The organism is Pelomonas baiyunensis (assembly GCF_043555935.1).
GTDB lineage: Bacteria > Pseudomonadota > Gammaproteobacteria > Burkholderiales > Burkholderiaceae_C > Pelomonas > Pelomonas baiyunensis.
The window spans coordinates 483,927-502,269 of sequence record NZ_JBIGIB010000001.1 but is presented as its reverse complement, the minus strand read 5'-3'; the positions used below and the strand labels follow the sequence as shown (position 1 = coordinate 502,269).

Annotated in this window: 13 protein-coding genes; 7 read left to right on the top strand and 6 right to left on the bottom strand. The window is 63.5% G+C overall.

What is annotated here, in order from left to right:
• Positions 1–54: 54 nt before the first annotated feature.
• The 7 genes from ACG01O_RS02155 (at position 55) to ACG01O_RS02125 (ending at position 8,282) form a co-directional block, all read left to right on the top strand.
• Entirely contained in the window at positions 55–498 is a 444-nt protein-coding gene (locus ACG01O_RS02155) for a type IV pilin protein (protein ID WP_394380851.1), read from the top strand.
• On the top strand, positions 492–1,115 hold the full coding sequence (locus ACG01O_RS02150) for a GspH/FimT family pseudopilin (protein WP_394380848.1): 624 nt from the start codon (positions 492–494) through the stop codon (positions 1,113–1,115). Before ACG01O_RS02155 ends, ACG01O_RS02150 begins: the two co-directional genes overlap by 7 nt.
• On the top strand, positions 1,109–1,591 hold the full coding sequence (gene pilV, locus ACG01O_RS02145; protein WP_394380845.1) for a type IV pilus modification protein PilV: 483 nt from the start codon (positions 1,109–1,111) through the stop codon (positions 1,589–1,591). Before ACG01O_RS02150 ends, pilV begins: the two co-directional genes overlap by 7 nt.
• Positions 1,591–2,628 (top strand): PilW family protein, encoded by a 1,038-nt coding sequence (locus ACG01O_RS02140; RefSeq protein WP_394380843.1) that lies wholly within the window; start codon positions 1,591–1,593, stop codon positions 2,626–2,628. Before pilV ends, ACG01O_RS02140 begins: the two co-directional genes overlap by 1 nt.
• Complete coding sequence (locus ACG01O_RS02135) at positions 2,625–3,254, top strand: PilX N-terminal domain-containing pilus assembly protein (protein ID WP_394380840.1); 630 nt, start codon at positions 2,625–2,627, stop codon at positions 3,252–3,254. The genes ACG01O_RS02140 and ACG01O_RS02135 overlap by 4 nt, the downstream gene beginning before the upstream one ends.
• 32 nt (positions 3,255–3,286) lie before the next feature.
• The gene (locus ACG01O_RS02130) at positions 3,287–7,603 is read left to right on the top strand and encodes a pilus assembly protein (protein ID WP_394380837.1); all 4,317 of its coding nucleotides are present in this window, start codon (positions 3,287–3,289) and stop codon (positions 7,601–7,603) included.
• Positions 7,604–7,667: 64 nt separating this feature from the next.
• Positions 7,668–8,282, top strand: coding sequence for a hypothetical protein (locus ACG01O_RS02125; RefSeq protein ID WP_394380834.1), 615 nt, complete (start codon positions 7,668–7,670; stop codon positions 8,280–8,282).
• 10 nt (positions 8,283–8,292) lie between these two features.
• Here ACG01O_RS02125 and ACG01O_RS02120 read toward each other — a convergent pair whose 3' ends face one another.
• The 6 genes from ACG01O_RS02120 to ACG01O_RS02095 form a co-directional block, all read right to left on the bottom strand.
• Positions 8,293–9,768, bottom strand: coding sequence for a glutamate synthase subunit beta (locus ACG01O_RS02120; protein ID WP_394380831.1), 1,476 nt, complete (start codon positions 9,766–9,768; stop codon positions 8,293–8,295).
• 11 nt (positions 9,769–9,779) lie between these two features.
• The gene (locus ACG01O_RS02115) at positions 9,780–14,537 is read right to left on the bottom strand and encodes a glutamate synthase-related protein (protein ID WP_394380829.1); all 4,758 of its coding nucleotides are present in this window, start codon (positions 14,535–14,537) and stop codon (positions 9,780–9,782) included.
• Between the two features lie 129 nt (positions 14,538–14,666).
• Positions 14,667–15,371: an REP-associated tyrosine transposase gene (locus ACG01O_RS02110; RefSeq protein WP_394380826.1), complete on the bottom strand. Its 705-nt coding sequence runs from the start codon at positions 15,369–15,371 to the stop codon at positions 14,667–14,669.
• Positions 15,372–15,489: 118 nt separating this feature from the next.
• Entirely contained in the window at positions 15,490–16,629 is a 1,140-nt protein-coding gene (locus ACG01O_RS02105) for a deoxyguanosinetriphosphate triphosphohydrolase (RefSeq protein WP_394382471.1), read from the bottom strand.
• Positions 16,629–17,723: a 3-dehydroquinate synthase gene (gene aroB / locus ACG01O_RS02100; protein WP_394380823.1), complete on the bottom strand. Its 1,095-nt coding sequence runs from the start codon at positions 17,721–17,723 to the stop codon at positions 16,629–16,631. Before aroB ends, ACG01O_RS02105 begins: the two co-directional genes overlap by 1 nt.
• A 66-nt stretch (positions 17,724–17,789) precedes the next feature.
• Complete coding sequence (locus ACG01O_RS02095) at positions 17,790–18,329, bottom strand: shikimate kinase (RefSeq protein WP_474102196.1); 540 nt, start codon at positions 18,327–18,329, stop codon at positions 17,790–17,792.
• Between the last annotated feature and the right edge of the window lie 14 nt (positions 18,330–18,343).

The following is an 18,343-nucleotide window of genomic DNA, read 5'->3' as shown; positions in this document are numbered from 1 at the left end:
GCGCAGCACGCCGGATTCCAAAATGATTCATCCCATTCTGTCCTCCGTGCCGCCATGCTCCGCAACCTCCGTCAGTCCCCTTCCCGCACCGTCAGTGGGTTCACGCTGATCGAACTGATGATCGCTGTGGCCATCATCAGCATCCTGGCTGCGGTGGCGATTCCTCAGTACCGCGATTACGTCACGCGAGGCCGTATTCCTGACGCGACGTCCGGGTTGGCCTCCAAGGCGGTGCTGCTGGAACAGTACTACCAAGACAACCGCACGTACGTGAACGCGCCCGCTTGCGCGAATGACACCACGACCAGCCGCTACTTTTCGTTCATTTGCACCGCAAGTTCGGCCACGGCATTCACTCTCACGGCAACAGGCACCGGTGCGATGGCCAATTTCACTTACACGGTGAATCAAGCGGGTGCAAAGGTCACAACGTCAGCTCCAACGGGTTGGGCCACCAATGCAACTTGCTGGGTGGCACGCAAGGACGGGACATGCTGATCCGCTCAGCACAACGGGGCTTCAGCCTCATCGAAACCATGGTGGTGGTGATCATCATGGGCTTGCTGCTAGCTGCGGCTGCACCCAATTTCGCCAGTTGGATCGCCGGGTCGCGCATCCGCGCGACCGCTGAGGGGATCTTGGCAGGCTTGCAATACGCCCGCAGCGAAGCAACCTCGCGCAATGCACAGGTGCGATTCCAGCTCACAACCTCACTGACCAACACGTGTACGCGCAGCACCACTGCCGCCAACTGGGTTGTCGACATGGTGGACGCGGTTGGCGGCGCTGCCGACTCGGTTGAGAACCAGTGCAATGCAGTTCCAAGCGACACCGTAGCGCCGAGCATTCTCCAAGTTCGGTCGGCTGCCGAAACCGGCAATGTCACCGTGACGTCCACGGCATCGCAGATCATTTTCGACGGCTTGGGGCGGCAAGTGCCGATTCCGCCTGCCGCAGCATCAGCCGTGGCAATTGACCTGACGCCCGGGGCAAACGGCGGCCAATGCGCAGCCACCGGTGGGCGAGTCACTTGCCTACGCATCGAAGTTTCCACTGCAGGGTTGGTGCGCATGTGCAATCCCGCCGCCCAAGCCGCCGACCCTCAATCATGCTGAACCTGCAACGCAAGCAATCCGGCGTCATGCTGCTGGAGGTGCTGATCTCGCTGCTTATCTTCGCCCTCGGTGTGCTCGGCCTCGTGGGACTGCAGGCCAATGCAGTGAAGCAATCCGGCCAGTCCAAGTACAGGACCGACGCAACCATGCTAGCCAATGAGTTGATCGGACAGATGTGGATGTCCAACCGCACATTTGCAACGCTCAGTGCCAATTTCGCGAGCGCCAACAACGGCGCGCCCTTCACGAACTGGCGAGCCAAGGTCCAAACCAATCTTCCAGGGGCAACGACATACCCCCCCACCGTGGTCGTCACGCAGATTCAGCCGCTTGACGCCATCATCGGTGCTGCGAGCGCTGTGCCCGTCGGCCTTACCCCGAGCAGCCGAGTCACCATCACTGTGCGCTGGAAGGCTCCCGGGGAACCCGCGGCGGACCCGGCTCACAGTTTCGTACTGATCAACGAGATCAAGTGATGTCACGCGCTACAACTTTGCGCCCGAATCGCGGCTTCACACTGGTTGAATTGATGGTCGGCATCGTGGTTGCGCTGGCCGCGGCCCTGGTCGTCACGGAAATATTCAAAGTTTCCGAGGGTCAACGCCGAGCCACCTCAGGCGGTGATGACGCGCAAACCACAGGCGCCATCGCCATAAGTCTCATGCAGCGCGACTTGCGACAAGCGGGTCAGGGTTTCAGCACCGCGAACCTGCTGGACTGCCAACTGGACTTAGGAAACAGCCGCACCTTCCCGGAACTCGCGCCTGTGTCGATCAACCCGCCAGGCATTGCAGCAGGGGATGCGGACACCGACGTGCTGGTTGTTGCCTATGGGTCGGGCTCGGGGCTGCCCGAGGGCACGCTGATCAACACTCAACCCGGCGCCGCGACGTATGCCGTGGCTGCCCCTCAAGCTTTTCGGCTTGGCGATCGCGTAGTCGCCGCTCCAGCCACGCGGGCAGCCTCCTGCGCGCTGAACCTCACCACCGTCTCGGCAAACCCGACTGCAACAAGCGTTCAGGTGGCCTTCGGAATGGCCAACGCTTCGAATGGCGTTTTGTACAACCTCGGCAACGCGCCGCGTTTCGTGGCGTATTCCGTTCGTGGAAGTCAGTTGACCGTCTGCGACTTCGCGACCCAGGACTGCACCAACAGCAGCTTGACCAACTGGACGGAGGTTGCAGATGGAATCGTCGGGTTGCGTGCTGAATATGCACGGGATACGTCTGTGCCCCGTGACACGATCGCTGACGTGTATGACCGCACTGCGCCAGCGACAGTTTGTGCTTGGTCCCGGGTCGTGGGGGTGCGGCTGGCTATCGTTGCCCGCAGCCGACAAGCCGAAAAGGCAAATGTCGCAGCAAGTGCTCCGAGTTGGTCGGGTTCCGCGCCACTCACGTTGAGCAATGTGAACGCAGATTGGCAGCGTTACCGCTACAAGACGTTCGAAACGACGATGCCTTTGCGCAATCTGCCTGGCGCAACAGATCCGAACTTCGCCGCATGCCCATGAACGCGCAATCTCACCTCTATTCCCGCCAGCAAGGCTTGGTGCTGGTCTTGGCGCTCATCGTGCTGGCCGCGATGTCGTTGGCGGCTGTCGGGCTAATGCGCGGCGTCTTGGGCAGCAATCGCGTCGCGGGCAACCTGGCCAATCAACAGGCCGCAGGGCAGGCTGCCGACGTCGGCGTCGAAACTGCGATCGCTTGGCTCGAGCAACGCACCCAGGAACTGGCCAGCAACGCCCCGCCGACACCAGCCAATCGCCTGTACAACAACATTGCCGTCGGTGCAGGGCAACCTTACGCGTACACAGCGACTCGTCAAGACCCCGTCGCTGGTCAAAGCTGGGAAGCGTTTTGGCAAACGCTTGTGACCAACAACTTGGTGAACACGCTGGCCACCGACGCAGCCGGCAACCGTGTTTCGTTTGTGGTCCACCGCCTTTGCGCCGCCACTGGCGATCCGACAGTGGCGCGGTGCGAAGCCTCGCCAGCGGTGCCGCTTTCGGTCCAAAACAGCAGCAAGTCCAGCTCGATCAAGTTGCGCCAAGCCAGCCAGGTGTACTACCGCATCACGGTTCGCGTGCAAGGCGCACGTAATGCGGCCAGCTTCATCCAAGCCATCGTCGCCATTTGAACGGCGCATCAACGCACTCCGACGAGGTTCCCATGTTCCAACACATGACCCGATTCCTGCCACGTTTTGTCTCAGCCATGCTGGGTGCCGTGATGCTGCAGCAAGCCATGGCAGCTGCAACAGACGTCTCGCAGGCCCCGTTGATTGTGGCAACGCCGAGCGCGGTGAAGCCCAATTTGTTGTTCATCCTCGACGACTCCGGCTCGATGAATTTCGACTTCCTGCCGGACCACATCAATGGCGACGGGTCGCCGGATCCGGCGCTTTGCCGAAGCAGCTCGGCGACTGCGTCCAACAGCGGCTCGTTCAACAACACGTGCTGCATCAACGGAAATTCCAGCAGCGCCTGCTGGCTGGGCGCTGCGCCGTTTGGTACCCGGCGTGGCCAGCCCCCTTACTTGGCTGCGGACTTCAACGGCCTCGCCTACGACCCGGACGTTTCTTATGTGCCCCCAGTCACCGCCAGCGGCAGCTCTTGGCCAAGTCAGACGTCGGCCAACACGGCAGGTTGGACTGCCGTCAAGAACGACGCGTACAACGTCCAGAACACAAACAGCATCGACCTCACATCGCAATACCCGGATACGGAGTGGTGCACTGACAACCTGTATACGGACTGCCTGCGGAACGACAACTACGTGCTGCCGGGGTACGTGAACGGCAAGAACTACGCCTTCTTCCGAGCCACGACAGCCTCTGGCAGCGGCCAAGTGGCTACCGGAGCGCCGGACAACCCCGGCACCGCGAACCGCAACTTCGGCCCTCACTACTACGTCATCAACGCCGCCGAGTACTGTGACGACGTCGATCTGCGGCGTTGCCGATCAACAGCCGGCAGTGGGTACACGTACCCGGCGCCCGTACGCTGGTGCAATTCGGATGCGAATGCACGGGCTGCCAGTCCACCGGATGCGTCCTGCCAGGCCACGCGCAACGGCACGTTTTCGTACGCGCGTTTCCCAACGAAGTTCTTCACATCGGGTTCCGGCGGGACAGCACCGAGCCGAGCCAGCGTTCAGTTCACGATTTCTTCGAACGCGTCGTGCTACGTCTCGGTGACTGCGGTCAACGTGAACAACGTCAACATCTTGGCCGCCCCCACAACGCCCGACTACACGCGCAACGGAATCGGACAGCAAATCGCAGCCCAGATCATGGCGCGTAGCAACGGCCTGACCCCAGGCGCCGCCACGGCGTACTCGGCGGTCACCTCGAACAGCGGGCGGACAGTCACGATTTATGCGCCCTGGGGCGTGAACATCAACTACCAAGTTACGTTCACGACCACCCCTTGCACGCCCAATTTCGACAACGCCACGCCCAGGTTCAGTGGCTACTCTGCAGGCACACCACCGACGCAAAACGGCACGTTTGCCGGTAGCTTCCAGCGTATCGACATCCTGCCGGGTGCCACGTTCAGCCGAGCCTCCACTCGCAAGGATTGCGTCGACATCGCCACCCGCAAGGCGGCAGGCACCTGCACCTATGACGAAGAGATGACCAACTTCGCCAACTGGTGGACGTACTACCACAGCCGCATGCAGTCAATGAAGTCGTCCGCCAGCTTGGCGTTCGGCGCCATCGGCAGTAACCGGCGCGTGGGTTACATGAGTATCAACAACAATACGTCGGCCGACTTTTTGAATTTGGGCATCTTCTCTGGAACGCAAAAGACCAATTGGTTCTCCAAACTGACTGCAGCGATTCCGAGCAACTCCACCCCCCTTCGCACCGCCCTCTCAACGGCCGGCCAACTCTACGCTGGACGATTCAACGGAACGACGCTGAACAGCGTGACGGTCACAGACCCTGTTGAGTACTCTTGCCAGAAGAACTTCACCATCCTGTCTACGGATGGCTTCTGGAACGAGAACGCCACGCCGACGCAGAAGGATGGCAGCACGGCCATCGGGGACCAAGACAGCGGCAGCAGTTTCAGGCCGCCGATTCAGGACGGGAATGCCACGTCCGACACCCTGGCGGACGTGGCGATGTACTACGCGTCTGCCGACCTCCGGACAGGGACGACCGGCTCGGCCGCATGCACCAGCGGCAGCGGCACGGGTGCGGACGTCTGTGGCAACAGCACCAACCTCGCGGTGACGCCGGACGAGAAGCAGGTCATGAAGACCTTCACGCTGGGCCTGGGTGCATCAGGCTACATGCAGTTCTCGCCGACTTACCTGACCGATACGCGCGGCGACTTCTACGACGTCAGCCAAGGGCGTACGCCCAACGCAAGCGCCGGGGTCTGCAGTTGGCAATCAAGCGGCGTTTGCACTTGGCCCATTCCGGCCAGCAACACCCTCACGACCATTGACGACCTCTGGCACGCCGCTATAAACGGGGGGGGCACCTATTTCAGCGCCTCCAATCCCACGACCCTGTACACCGGCCTGACGAGCGCGCTTCAGTCCATCGATGCCCAAGTGGGTGCTGCAGCAGCGGCAACCACCAGCAATCCAAACGTGTCCGCGGGAGACAACCAAGTGTTCGTCTCCAACTTCAAATCTTCGGAATGGTCAGGGGAGCTGCAAAGCCAGCGATTGGACGTCACCACCGGCATCGTTGATACCAACAATGTTGACTGGTCTGCACGGGACAAGCTCAATGCGAACGCTTCGCGAACTGTTTATATGTTCTCGTCGGCCAGCACCAACAACCGCAAGCCGTTCGAATGGAGCCAACTGACGAGTTCCGAGAAGGCGTACTTCACCGGCTCTGCCATTGCCTCTCTTTCGCAGTTTTGCGCTTACGGTGCCTACTGCCTTTCGTCGAGCGATCAAACTGCCGCAGCCGGCGAACCACTGGTGAAGTTCATTGCGGGCGACCGGACCAACGAGGGCGACCTGGCCACCGCCACCAAGTACTTCCGCAAGCGTGCGCACGTGTTGGGCGACATCGTCAACTCGGAAGCGGTCTACGTTAAGCAATCGCTCGTGAACTACGGGGACACCGGCTACGACGCGTTCAAGAACCTGCCCGCAGTAGCCAACCGCCAAGGCGTGGTGTACGTGGGCTCGAACGATGGCATGTTGCACGCGTTCAGCGCGGCAACCGGCGATGAGCTTTGGGCGTTCGTACCGACGGCCGTCCTGCCCAACCTGTTCAAGTTGGCTGACAAGCAGTACAGCACTCAGCACCAGTACTTTGTTGACGGCACGCCGGTCGTTCAAGACGTTTACGTCAATAGCCAATGGATCACGATGCTGGTGACGGGCCTGGGTGCAGGCGGCCGCAGCTATGTGGCCATCGATGTAACCGACCCATTGGATCCGAAGCCGATGTGGGAGTTCACCAACAACAACCTCGGCCTGACCATCGGCAAGCCTGAGATCGGCAAACTTGCCAATGGCACCTGGGCGGTGATCTTCGGGTCCGGCTACAACAACGGTGCCCTCGGCGATGGGAATGGTCGACTGTTCGTGTTGAACGCTGGCACGGGCAGCATCATCCGGACGCTGGAAACCAAAGCCCTGGGGCTGCCGGTTGGCAACTCCAGCACACCGTCCGGTCTGGCTCATATTCGGGCGTGGGTGGACAACAACGACAGCGACAACACGATTCAGCGGGTGTACGGAGGCGATAACCTGGGCAACCTTTGGCGCTTCGACGTCAATGACAACGTCGGCGCTCCCGGCTACGAAGCGCAGCGCATTGCCACGCTGAAGGACGGCGCGGGCAACTCGCAACCCATCACTTCTCGCCCTGAGTTGGGCGACGTCAATGGGATCGCAATGGTGTACGTGGGTACTGGGCGCTACCTCGGAACCACGGACCTGACCGACACCAGCCAACAGAGCATCTACGGCATCAAGGACCGTCTGAACACGATCGATATCGGCAACCCGCGACTGGTCACCAACTCGTTTGTCCAGCAGACGCTGACCGTCGGCACGTGTCCAGTCAATTCCAGCGCATGTTCATCGGGCCAGACCGTGCGCACGAGCACGTCAAACACGGTCAATCTGGCGACCGACGGTGGATGGTTCGTTGACCTGCCTCAAACCCGCGAACGGGTGAATACAGATCCGCAATTGGCGCTGGGCACGTTGGTGGTCAATTCGAACGTGATTGATCCGGGTAACCTGTGCAAGGTCGGCGGCAGCAGCTGGGCGAACTTCTTCGACTACCGCACGGGCGCTCCCATCAGCACAGCTCAGAACGTCACGAGCGTCTCGCTGGGTGACGCTGTCGCGACCCGCCCCTCGGTGGTCAAGTTGCCAAACAACAAGGTCATCAGTATCACGCGGCTGTCCAATGACCGGACAGTGTCCTCACCGACGCCAACAACGAGTCTGACTTCGCCGACCCGACGGCTGTCGTGGCGCGACCTGGTCGCCCAGTGAGTCTGGTCCGCAGGTGAAACGTGCCCACGGGCCCGCTGTCGCATGCATGCTGGTTGCAGCAGCCATGCATGCGATGCTGTTGGTTGGGCATCGCGTCCCGGGCACCCAACACCGGCTGACACATCCCCAACAAACGTCAGTGACGATTCGGTTGGAGGCTGCAGCGCTCGATACGGCTGTATCGAACCCTCCGCCGCTCGCAATGTCAGAGATGCCCCCGGCGACCACCACTGCGGAAGCGTCCGCTATCGCAGGCACTCCGACGGTGCCGCCGAGCAGCGCGGCGGCGCCCGATCAAGTACCGCTGGAGTTTCTAGGCGGACAGACACCCAGAATTTCAGCACCGGATGCGCCGCTGCCCGAAGAGGGCGGCGCTTTGCGGGCTTACATCGAAGTGGAAGACGACGGGACACCGAGCGAGGTGCACCTGACGCCTGCGCCAGGCACCGCCAATCTTCACGGTGCGTTCAGCACGCTCACGAGAGACGGGTTGATCAACGCCCGTCTTGCCCGCAAAGAAACCGCCGGCCCAGGCGCCTATTGCCTTCAGGTGGAGTTCGAGCCCGGCGCTCCCGCGCCGCAGCTGCGTTGGCTGGTGGGCGCAGCCAGCAGCGCAGCGCGCTGCCTGACCGGCCCAGCCGCGGTGGTGCGCGACCTGGGCCGCGCTGCGCCACCTTGAACCGCCGCGCTCAGCGCGGCAGCGTCGTCGAGCCCATCAAGAACTCGTCCACTGCGCGAGCGGCCTGGCGGCCTTCGCGGATGGCCCAGACCACCAGGCTCTGGCCGCGGCGCATGTCGCCAGCAGCGAACACCTTGTCGACGTTGGTCTTGTAGGCGGCAGCACCTTCCGTGCTGGCCTTGCCATTGCCCCGTGCGTCCTTGTCAACACCGAAGGCATCGAGGACGGTTGCCACCGGCGACACGAAGCCCATGGCCAGGAAAGCCAGGTCCGCCTTCAAGACCTGCTCGCTGCCCTCGACCTCGGTCATCTTGCCGCCTTCCCACTTCAGGCGAACCGTCTTGACGCCGGTGAGCTTGCCCTTCTCGCCGATGAACTCCTTGGTGGCGATGGCGAACTCGCGCTCGCAGCCCTCTTCATGGCTGGACGAGGTGCGCAGCTTGATCGGCCAGTAGGGCCAGGTCAGCGGGCGGTCTTCCACTTCGGGGGGCTGGGGCAGCAGTTCGAACTGCGTCACGCTCTTGGCCCCGTGGCGGTTGCTGGTGCCCACGCAGTCGGAGCCGGTGTCGCCGCCGCCGATGACGACAACATGCTTGCCGTCCGCACGGATCTGGCCCTTGAGCTTGTCGCCCGCGTTGACCTTGTTCTGCTGCGGCAGGAACTCCATCGCGAAGTGCACGCCAGCCAGGTCGCGCCCCGGCACGGGCAGGTCGCGCGACTGCTCGGCGCCGCCGGTCAGCAGCACGGCATCGAACTGGCTTTTCAGGTCGTCGGCCGACACGGTTTCCTTGGCCCAGTTGGTGACCTTGGACCCCTCGGGCAACGCAGCGACCATCACGCCGGTGCGGAACTCCACGCCCTCGGCCTTCATCTGCTCGACGCGACGGTCGATGTGGGACTTCTCCATCTTGAAGTCCGGGATGCCGTAGCGCAGCAGGCCGCCGACGCGGTCGTTCTTCTCGAACACCGTCACGCTGTGGCCGGCACGAGCCAATTGCTGCGCTGCAGCCAAGCCCGCCGGGCCCGCGCCCACGATGGCGACCTTCTTGCCGGTCTTCACCTTGGCCAGCTGCGGCTGCACCCAGCCCTCGGCCCAGGCGCGGTCGATGATGGCGTGCTCGATGGACTTGATGCCCACGGCGTCGTCATTGACGTTCAGCGTGCAGGCGGCCTCGCAGGGTGCGGGGCAGATGCGGCCGGTGAACTCGGGGAAGTTGTTGGTGCTGTGCAGCACAGTGATCGCGTGCTTCCAGTCTTCCGGCCGGCCCTTGTAGACCAGGTCGTTGAAGTCCGGGATCACGTTGTTCACCGGGCAGCCGTTGTTGCAGAACGGCGTGCCGCAGTCCATGCAGCGGGCGCCCTGCTGCTTCGCCTGCTCGACGTTCAAGCCGATGACGAATTCCTTGTAGTTCTTGACGCGCGCGGTGACGGGCTCGTAGCCCTCTTCCAGACGCTCGTACTCCAGAAAGCCAGTGACCTTTCCCATGGCTCGACTCCTTAGACCTTGGCGGCCGCAGGCGACTTCGCCTGGGCAATGGTTTGTGCAGCTTCCTTGGCGGCGTTCAGCTCACCCAGGGCGCGGCGGTACTCGTTCGGGAACACCTTGACGAACTTGGCACGCGACTCGGCCCAGTGGTCCAGGATGTCGCGGGCGCGTTGGCTGCCCGTCCAGCGGTGGTGGTCTTCCAGCAGCTTCTTGAGGATGACCTCGTCGGTCTGCGGCTCGCGGTCCACGCCATCCACGGCCTTGGTCTTGTGCCAGATGGCCTTGTCGACCGTGGCCTCTTGCTCGTGGGCGGGCAGCAGCTTCTCGAGCGACACCATGCTGGTGTTGCAGCGCTTGGCGAAGTGGCCGTCCTCGTCGAACACGTAGGCAATGCCGCCGCTCATGCCGGCGGCGAAGTTGCGGCCGGTTTTGCCCAGCACCGCCACGGTGCCGCCGGTCATGTACTCGCAGCCGTGGTCACCCGTGCCTTCCACCACCGCGGTGGCACCGGACAGGCGCACCGCAAAGCGCTCACCCGCCACGCCGCGGAAGAACGCTTCGCCACGCGTGGCGCCGTACAACGCCGTGTTGCCGACGATGATGTTCTTCGTGGCATCGCCGCGGAAGTCGATGCTCGGGCGCACCACCACGCGGCCGCCCGACAGGCCCTTGCCGGTGTAGTCGTTGGCGTCGCCAATCAGGTAGAAGCTGATGCCCTGCGCCAGGAATGCGCCGAAGCTCTGACCGCCCGTGCCTTCCATCTGGATGAACACGGTGTGATCCGGCAGGCCTTCGGGCTTGCGGCGGATCAGTTCACCCGACAGACGCGCACCGACCGAGCGGCGCACGTTCGTCACCTCTTGCATGAACTGCACCTTCTCGCCCTTTTCAAAGGCGGGCAGGCACTTCTCGATCAGCTTCACATCCAACGCACGGTCCAAGCCGTGGTCTTGCACGTCGTTGTGCAGGCGCGAGACGTCAGCAGCCACCGCCGGGCGGTGGAAGATGCGCGCGAAGTCCAAGCCCTTGGCCTTCCAGTGAGAAATGGCCTTCTTGGTGTCCAGCCAGTCACTGCGACCGATCAGTTCGTCGAACTTGCGCACGCCGAGCTGGGCCATGATCTGGCGGGCCTCTTCAGCGACGAAGAAGAAGTAGTTGACGACGTGCTCGGGGCGGCCGGTGAACTTCTTGCGCAGCACCGGGTCCTGCGTGGCCACGCCCACCGGGCAGGTGTTGAGGTGGCACTTGCGCATCATGATGCAGCCCTCGGCCACCAACGGCGCAGTGGCGAAGCCGAATTCATCCGCGCCCAGCAGCGCGCCGATGACGACGTCACGGCCGGTCTTCATCTGGCCGTCGGCCTGCACGCGGACGCGGCCGCGCAGACGGTTCAGCACCAGCGTTTGCTGCGCTTCAGCCAGGCCCAGCTCCCACGGCGTGCCGCAGTGCTTGATGGAGCTCCACGGCGAGGCACCGGTGCCACCGTCGTGGCCGGCGATGACGATGTGGTCAGCCTTGCACTTGGCCACACCGGTAGCGATGGTGCCCACGCCCACTTCAGACACCAACTTGACCGAAACGTCTGCCTTCGGGTTGACGTTCTTCAGGTCGTGGATGAGCTGCGCCAGGTCTTCGATGGAATAGATGTCGTGGTGCGGCGGCGGGCTGATGAGGCCCACGCCCGGCACCGAGTGGCGCAGGAAGCCGATGTACTCGCTCACCTTGCCGCCCGGCAGCTGACCGCCCTCACCCGGCTTGGCGCCTTGGGCCATCTTGATCTGGATCTGGTCGGCACTGACGAGGTATTCGGTGGTGACACCAAAGCGGCCCGACGCCACCTGCTTGATCTTCGAGCGCAGGGAGTCGCCGTCTTGCAACTCGTAGTCGGCCTCCATGATCTTGTGGCCCAGCACGTCGCCCACTTTGCTGCCGCCGACGATCTTGATGCCCTTGAGCTCGTTGCGGTAGCGGGCCGGGTCTTCGCCGCCCTCACCCGTGTTGCTCTTGCCGCCGATGCGGTTCATGGCCACGGCCAGCGTGGCGTGCGCTTCGGTGGAGATGGACCCCAGCGACATCGCGCCCGTGGCGAAGCGCTTCACGATCTCGGCAGCAGGCTCGACTTCGTCCAGCGGAATCGCCTTGCTCGGATCGAACTTGAACTCGAACAGACCGCGCAGCGTCATGTGGCGCTTGCTCTGGTCGTTGATGATCTGGGCGTATTCCTTGTAGGTCTCGAACTTGCCGCTGCGCGAGCTGTGTTGCAGCTTGGCGATGGCGTCCGGCGTCCACATGTGCTCTTCGCCGCGGGTGCGCCAGGCGTACTCGCCACCAGCGTCCAGCATGCTCTCCAGCAGCGGGTCGTCCCCGAACGCAGCCTCGTGCATGCGGATGGCTTCTTCTGCCACCTCGAACACGCCGATGCCGCCGACCTGCGTCGGCGTGCCGCGGAAGTACTTCTCGACGAAGTCCGCCTTCAGGCCGATGGCCTCGAAGATCTGCGCGCCGCAGTAGGACATGTAGGTCGAGATGCCCATCTTGGACATGATCTTGGACAGGCCCTTGCCCACCGCCTTGATGTAGTTGTAGCGGGCTTGCTCGGGCGTGAGCTTGGCCGGCAACTCATCGCCCATGGCCTCCAGCGTTTCCAGCGCGAGGTAGGGGTGAACAGCTTCAGCGCCATAACCGGCCAACACGGCGAAATGATGCACCTCACGCGCGGTGCCGGTCTCGACGACCAAGCCCGCCGTGGTGCGCAGGCCTTCCCGCACCAGGTGGTGGTGCACAGCCGAGAGCGCCAGCAGCGCCGGGATGGCGATGCGTTGAGCGCCCAGATGGCGGTCCGTAATGATCAGGATGTTGTGGCCGGTCTTGATCGCGTCCACGGCCGATGCGCACAGCGAGGCAAGTTGTGCCTCAACACCCTCCCGGCCCCACTCGCGCGGGTAGGTGATGTCGAGCTCGCAAGGCTTGAACTTGCCGTTCGTCGGGCCTTCGATGCTGCGCAGGCGCGCCATGTCGTCGAAGTCCAGGATGGGCTGGCTTACCTCCAGCCGCATCGGCGGGTTGATGGCGTTGATGTCCAGCAGGTTGGGCTTCGGGCCGATGAAGCTGTTCAGCGACATCACGATGTTTTCGCGGATCGGGTCGATCGGCGGGTTCGTGACCTGGGCAAACAGCTGCTTGAAGTAGTTGTAGAGCGGCTTGTTCTTGCTGGAGAGCACGGCCAGGGGCGAGTCGTTGCCCATGGAGCCGATGCCTTCTTCGCCGTTGGCGGCCATGGGCGCCAGCAGGAACTTGATGTCTTCCTGCGTGGTGCCGAAGGCCTGCTGGCGGTCCAGCAGCGAGGTCTCGAACGACGGGCGAGCGGTGTCGGGGACGGCGATGTCGTCCAGCTTGACGCGCACGTTCTCGATCCACTGGCGGTAGGGGCGCGCGTTGGCGAACTGGTTCTTCAGTTCTTCGTCATCGACGATGCGGCCCTGCTCCAGGTCGATCAGGAACATCTTGCCCGGCTGCAGGCGCCACTTCTTGACGATCTTGCTCTCGGGAATCGGCAGCACGCCGGACTCGGACGCCATGACGACGAGGTCGTCGTCGGTGATGCAGTAGCGCGAGGGGCGCAGGCCGTTGCGGTCCAGCGCGGCGCAGACCTGGCGGCCGTCGGTGAAGGCCATGGCGGCTGGGCCGTCCCACGGCTCCATCATGGCGGCGTGGTACTCGTAGAAGGCGCGGCGGCGCTCGTCCATGCCTTCATGCTGCTCCCAGGCTTCCGGGATCATCATCATCGCGGCGTGGGCCAACGGGTAGCCAGCCATCGTCAGCAGCTCGATGGCGTTGTCAAAGGTGGCCGTGTCGGACTGGTGCTCGAAGCTGATCGGGTAGAGCTTCTTCAGGTCGTCACCCAGCACCGGCGACTTCATGACGCCTTCGCGGGCGCGCATCCAGTTGAAGTTGCCCTTGACCGTGTTGATCTCGCCGTTGTGGCAGACCATGCGGTACGGGTGGGCCAGCGGCCACTCGGGGAAGGTGTTGGTCGAGAAGCGCTGGTGCACCAGGGCGATGGCGGAGGTGACGCGCTCGTCGGCCAAGTCCAGGTAGTACTTGCCCACCTGATCGGCGAGCAACAGGCCCTTGTAGATGACCGTGCGGCAGCTCATGCTGGGCACGTAGTACTCGCGGCTGTGCGTGAGCTTCAGGGCTTGGATGGCGCTGGAGGCCGTCTTGCGGATGACGTAGAGCTTCCGCTCCAGCGCGTCGGGCACGATGATGTCCGGACCGCGGCCGATGAAGATCTGGCGGATCACCGGCTCCTTTTCACGCACCGTGGGCGACATCGGCATGTCGCGATCCACCGGCACGTCGCGCCAGCCCAGCAGCACCTGGCCTTCGGCCTTGATGGCGCGAGCCAGTTCCTGTTCGCAAGCCAGACGCGAAGCAGCCTCCTTGGGCAGGAAGATCATGCCCACGCCGTACTCGCCAGGAGGCGGGAGTGAAATTCCCTGCTTGGCCATCTCCTCGCGGTAGTACTCGTCGGGAATCTGGATCAGGATGCCGGCACCGTCGCCCATCAGGGCGTCTGCCCCCACGGCACCCCGGTGGTCCAGGTTCTCCAGAATCTTCAGGCCCTGCTGCACGATGCTGTGCGCCTTGTGGCCCTTGATGTGCGCCACGAAACCCAGGCCGCAGGCGTCCTTCTCATTTGACGGGCGGTAGAGCCCGTGCTGGGCAAGGTCTTGGATCTCGGACTGAATCTGCGCGGCGTGGCTCATGGCGCCCTCCTGGAACACAATAGGCGCGAAGCGTACTGCACCGCAACATGAGCGGCAATCAAAATGAATTGGGGTCAGAGTAGATTAATTCAATTAAGCGTACTGACTCTATTTTTATTGGGGCCACAGTCAATCGGTCCCCGGCTCGGCCACCTTGCGCGGCCGCCCCCGGGGTCGCGCCACAGCGACGCGGGCATGCTCCTGCTGCAAAGAGGACTGAAGCGCTTCAGACACCACGGGGCGCCCGCGCAGCACGGCTTCGGTCAGCCGCTGATGCTCTGCGGACGTCAACCCTTGCTGCATCAGCTCCCGATAGCCGTGCTCTCGTTCGAAGGGCGTGTTGCCGAGTGCCCAATACAGCGGGTGCTCGGTGATCAGCGATTGGCGCGCCCGCCCCAGGTGATGCCCCGCGCTGGACCATGGCCAATCGGCGGGGTCCACCACCAGCCCGGCACGAACCGGATTGAGTTCGATGTAACGCAGGCAAGCGAGCACATGCCGCTCCCCTTCCACCAATCCCGCCCTGAACCGCCCTTCCCACAGCGTGCCGGTGCGGTGATGTCGGGCATTGAAGGCGCTCACATACCGCCGCCCCAAGGCCTGCATCATGCGGCTCAGGGCCTCAGCCTCGCCCGGCGTGACCAGCATATGCAGGTGGTTGTCCATCAGCACAAAGGCGTGAAGGGCGACTCCATAGAGCCGCGACACTTCCAACAGCACCTGCAGCATCCGGCGCCGGTCGTCGTCGTCGACAAAGATGGCCTGCCGGTTGTTGCCGCGCAGGATGACGTGGTGGGCCTGTCCGGCCAAGATGAGTCGGGGGAGTCGCGCCATGGGGAGCCTCGGGATCAAGGTGCCAGGATATCCGTCTCCGACCCCATTTATAGCGGAATATCTGCTGGCTCGTTGAGTCGGCTCCGCGCGGCGCGCAGTTTGGCCACGCTGAGCGGCTTCAGAACAGCTGTTGTCCCGTCAGGCGCTGGTGCTCTCGGATGGCGAACCGATCCGTCATGCCGGCGATGTAGTCCGCGCAGGCGCGCGGCAGGTCGGGCCGCTGGGCAAAGTCTGGGGGCAGTTGGGTCGGGTCCGACTGGTAGATCGAGAAGAGATCGCGCAGCACCGTCTCGGCCCGGGCGCGCGTCTGCTGTACTTGCGGGTGGCGGTACAGGTTGGCGAAGAGGAAGCGCTTGAGGGCGGTGCTGCGCGCGCGCATGTCCGCGCTGAAGCGGATGAGCGGATGGCTGTGAGCGCGCACCGCATCCACATCGGCAGGCGCCACCTCGACCAAAGCCGCCCGCGAAGCATCGATCACGTCATAAACCTGAGCCGACAGCATGCGGCGGATGGTTTCGAACAGCAGCCGCTTCCCCGTCAGCTGCGGATGTTCCCGTCGCGCATCGTCACAGTGCTCACGCACGAGGTCGACGGCCAGCAGTTGTTCCAGTCCGATCAGCCCGGAGCGCACGCCGTCGTCCACATCGTGGGCGTTGTAGGCCACTTCGTCGGCGAGGTTGCAGAGCTGCGCCTCCAAACTGGGCTGGCCGCCACGCAAGAACCGCGACGCAATGCCGCCGGGCTCCTGTGCATCGATCAACTCTGCATTGCGCCGCGAGCAGTGCTTGAGCACCCCTTCGCGTGTTTCAAAGCACAGATTCAGGCCATCGAAGGCTGGGTAGCGCTGCTCCAGGTGGTCGATCACCCGAAGGGATTGCAGGTTGTGTTCGAAGCCACCGAAGGGCTTCATGCATTCGTCCAACACATCCTGACCTGCATGACCGAACGGGGTGTGGCCCAGGTCGTGCGCCAGCGCCACGGCCTCCACCAGGTCTTCGTCCAGCGCGAGACTGCGCGCGATGGAGCGCCCCAACTGCGCCACCTCGATCGAGTGGGTCAGACGGGTGCGGAACAGGTCGCCCTCGTGGTTGAGGAATACCTGCGTCTTGTAGACCAGCCGCCGAAAGGCCGTGCTGTGGATGATGCGGTCGCGGTCTCGCTGGAACTCGCTGCGTGTCGGCGCCGAAGGCTCATGAATCCGGCGCCCCCGGCTGCGACCGGGCTGGGCGGCATAGGGTGCATGAGCCTGCATGAGCATCAGCCCGCGCCGTGATCGCGGAGCACTGCGGCGATCAGGTCGTCTGGCACCGGACGCAGCCCCGCGCACCCCACGCCCTCGATGACGACAAAGCGGATGTCGCCGGCCTCCGCCTTCTTGTCGACGCGCATCAGCTGCAAGCAACGCTCGACTCCAAGTTGCGGCGGCTGGACAGGCAAGCCAGCGCGCTGAATCAGGCTCCGCAGCCGCTCAACGAAAGCTTGCGGCACGAATCCCAGCCGACAAGACAGATCAGCGGCCAGCACCATGCCGCAGGCCACGGCTTCGCCGTGCAGCCACTCGCCGTAGCCCAAGCCCGCTTCAATCGCGTGGCCGATGGTGTGGCCGAAATTGAGAATCGCGCGGAGTCCTTGCTCGCGCTCATCCTGGCCCACCACGTCGGCCTTGATCTCGCAGCTGCGCCGCACCGCGTATGCCAACAGCGCTTTGTCACGACTCAGCAGGCCGGCGAGGTTGTCCTCGATCCAGTCCAGAAACGCAGCATCGGCGATCGGGCCGTATTTGATGATTTCAGCCAGCCCGGCGCGCAGTTCGCGGTCCGGCAGCGTGTCCAAGGTGTCCAGATCCGCCAACACGCGAACCGGCTGGTAGAACGCGCCCAGCATGTTCTTGCCCAGCGGGTGGTTGATCGCGGTTTTGCCGCCCACCGACGAGTCCACCTGCGCAAGCAAGGTGGTCGGCACTTGCACGAAGGGCACGCCGCGCATGTAGGTGGCGGCGGCAAAGCCGGTCATGTCACCGATCACGCCACCGCCCAAGGCGAAGAGCACCGTCTTGCGGTCCAACGCTTCCTGCAGGAGGTGGTCGAACACACGATTCAGCGTGGGCCAGTCTTTGAACGACTCGCCGTCCGGCAGCGCAACGACGTCCACGCGGGCATACACGGCAGCGAGTTGCTCACGCAGTCGCTCGGCATACAGCGGCGCCACCGTTTCGTTGGTCACGATGACCGCGGCCGAAGCGCGCGGCAAACCGGCCCAAGAAGCCGACTGACCGAGCAGCCCGGCGCCAATCCGGATTTCATAGTCCCGCCCTTCAGGCAGCGGGATGCGAACAACGTCAGGCAATTGCATCAACCCAGTTTACGAGCCGCCACGCGGCCGGACCTCCGCAGGTCGGCAAGGCCTCGTCAACGCCGCTCAAACCGGCTCGGCGCCCACCGTGGCAGCCACGCGCCCCGGATCCAGCAATCCAGCCAGCTCCAGTTGCATCAGCGCCATGTTGACGAGCGCATGCACCGACGGCCGCGCACTCTCCAGCACGAAATGCGCGCAGCGCCGATACAGCGGATCACGCTGGTGATGGAGCTCGCGCAACTTGGCCAGCGGGTCACGCACCTGCAGCAACGGCCGCGTCGTGTCATGCCGCAGCCGGCGGAACAAATCTTCGGGTGTCGAGCGTAAATACAGGACGGTCGCCCCGCGGTGCAACACGTCACGATTGATTTCCCGCAACACGGCCCCGCCTCCGGTGGCCAGGATTCGGTCCCCCGGCTCGGCGACCAGATCAGCGATCACCTGGCTTTCCAAATCCCGGAAAGAGTCCTCGCCGTGCCGATCGAAAAACTCGCGCACGCTGGTACCAGCACGCCGCTCAATTTCATGGTCGGAATCAAAAAAAGGCACGCCGATTTGGCGTGCCAGTTGTTTGCCGACGGTGGACTTTCCACCGCCAGGCATGCCGACGAGGGCGA

Bases quoted from the DNA above. Each gene is read 5' to 3' on its own strand.
- ACG01O_RS02130 (WP_394380837.1), top strand. From the start codon at position 3,287: ATGTTCCAACACATGACCCGATTCCTGCCACGTTTTGTCTCAGCCATG.
- ACG01O_RS02095 (WP_474102196.1), bottom strand. From the start codon at position 18,329: ATGCCTGGCGGTGGAAAGTCCACCGTCGGCAAACAACTGGCACGCCAA.
- ACG01O_RS02120 (WP_394380831.1), bottom strand. From the start codon at position 9,768: ATGGGAAAGGTCACTGGCTTTCTGGAGTACGAGCGTCTGGAAGAGGGC.
- ACG01O_RS02110 (WP_394380826.1), bottom strand. From the start codon at position 15,371: ATGGCGCGACTCCCCCGACTCATCTTGGCCGGACAGGCCCACCACGTC.
- pilV (WP_394380845.1), top strand. From the start codon at position 1,109: ATGCTGAACCTGCAACGCAAGCAATCCGGCGTCATGCTGCTGGAGGTG.
- ACG01O_RS02125 (WP_394380834.1), top strand. From the start codon at position 7,668: ATGCATGCGATGCTGTTGGTTGGGCATCGCGTCCCGGGCACCCAACAC.
- ACG01O_RS02155 (WP_394380851.1), top strand. From the start codon at position 55: ATGCTCCGCAACCTCCGTCAGTCCCCTTCCCGCACCGTCAGTGGGTTC.
- ACG01O_RS02115 (WP_394380829.1), bottom strand. From the start codon at position 14,537: ATGAGCCACGCCGCGCAGATTCAGTCCGAGATCCAAGACCTTGCCCAG.
- ACG01O_RS02140 (WP_394380843.1), top strand. From the start codon at position 1,591: ATGTCACGCGCTACAACTTTGCGCCCGAATCGCGGCTTCACACTGGTT.
- ACG01O_RS02150 (WP_394380848.1), top strand. From the start codon at position 492: ATGCTGATCCGCTCAGCACAACGGGGCTTCAGCCTCATCGAAACCATG.
- ACG01O_RS02105 (WP_394382471.1), bottom strand. From the start codon at position 16,629: ATGCTCATGCAGGCTCATGCACCCTATGCCGCCCAGCCCGGTCGCAGC.
- aroB (WP_394380823.1), bottom strand. From the start codon at position 17,723: ATGCAATTGCCTGACGTTGTTCGCATCCCGCTGCCTGAAGGGCGGGAC.
- ACG01O_RS02135 (WP_394380840.1), top strand. From the start codon at position 2,625: ATGAACGCGCAATCTCACCTCTATTCCCGCCAGCAAGGCTTGGTGCTG.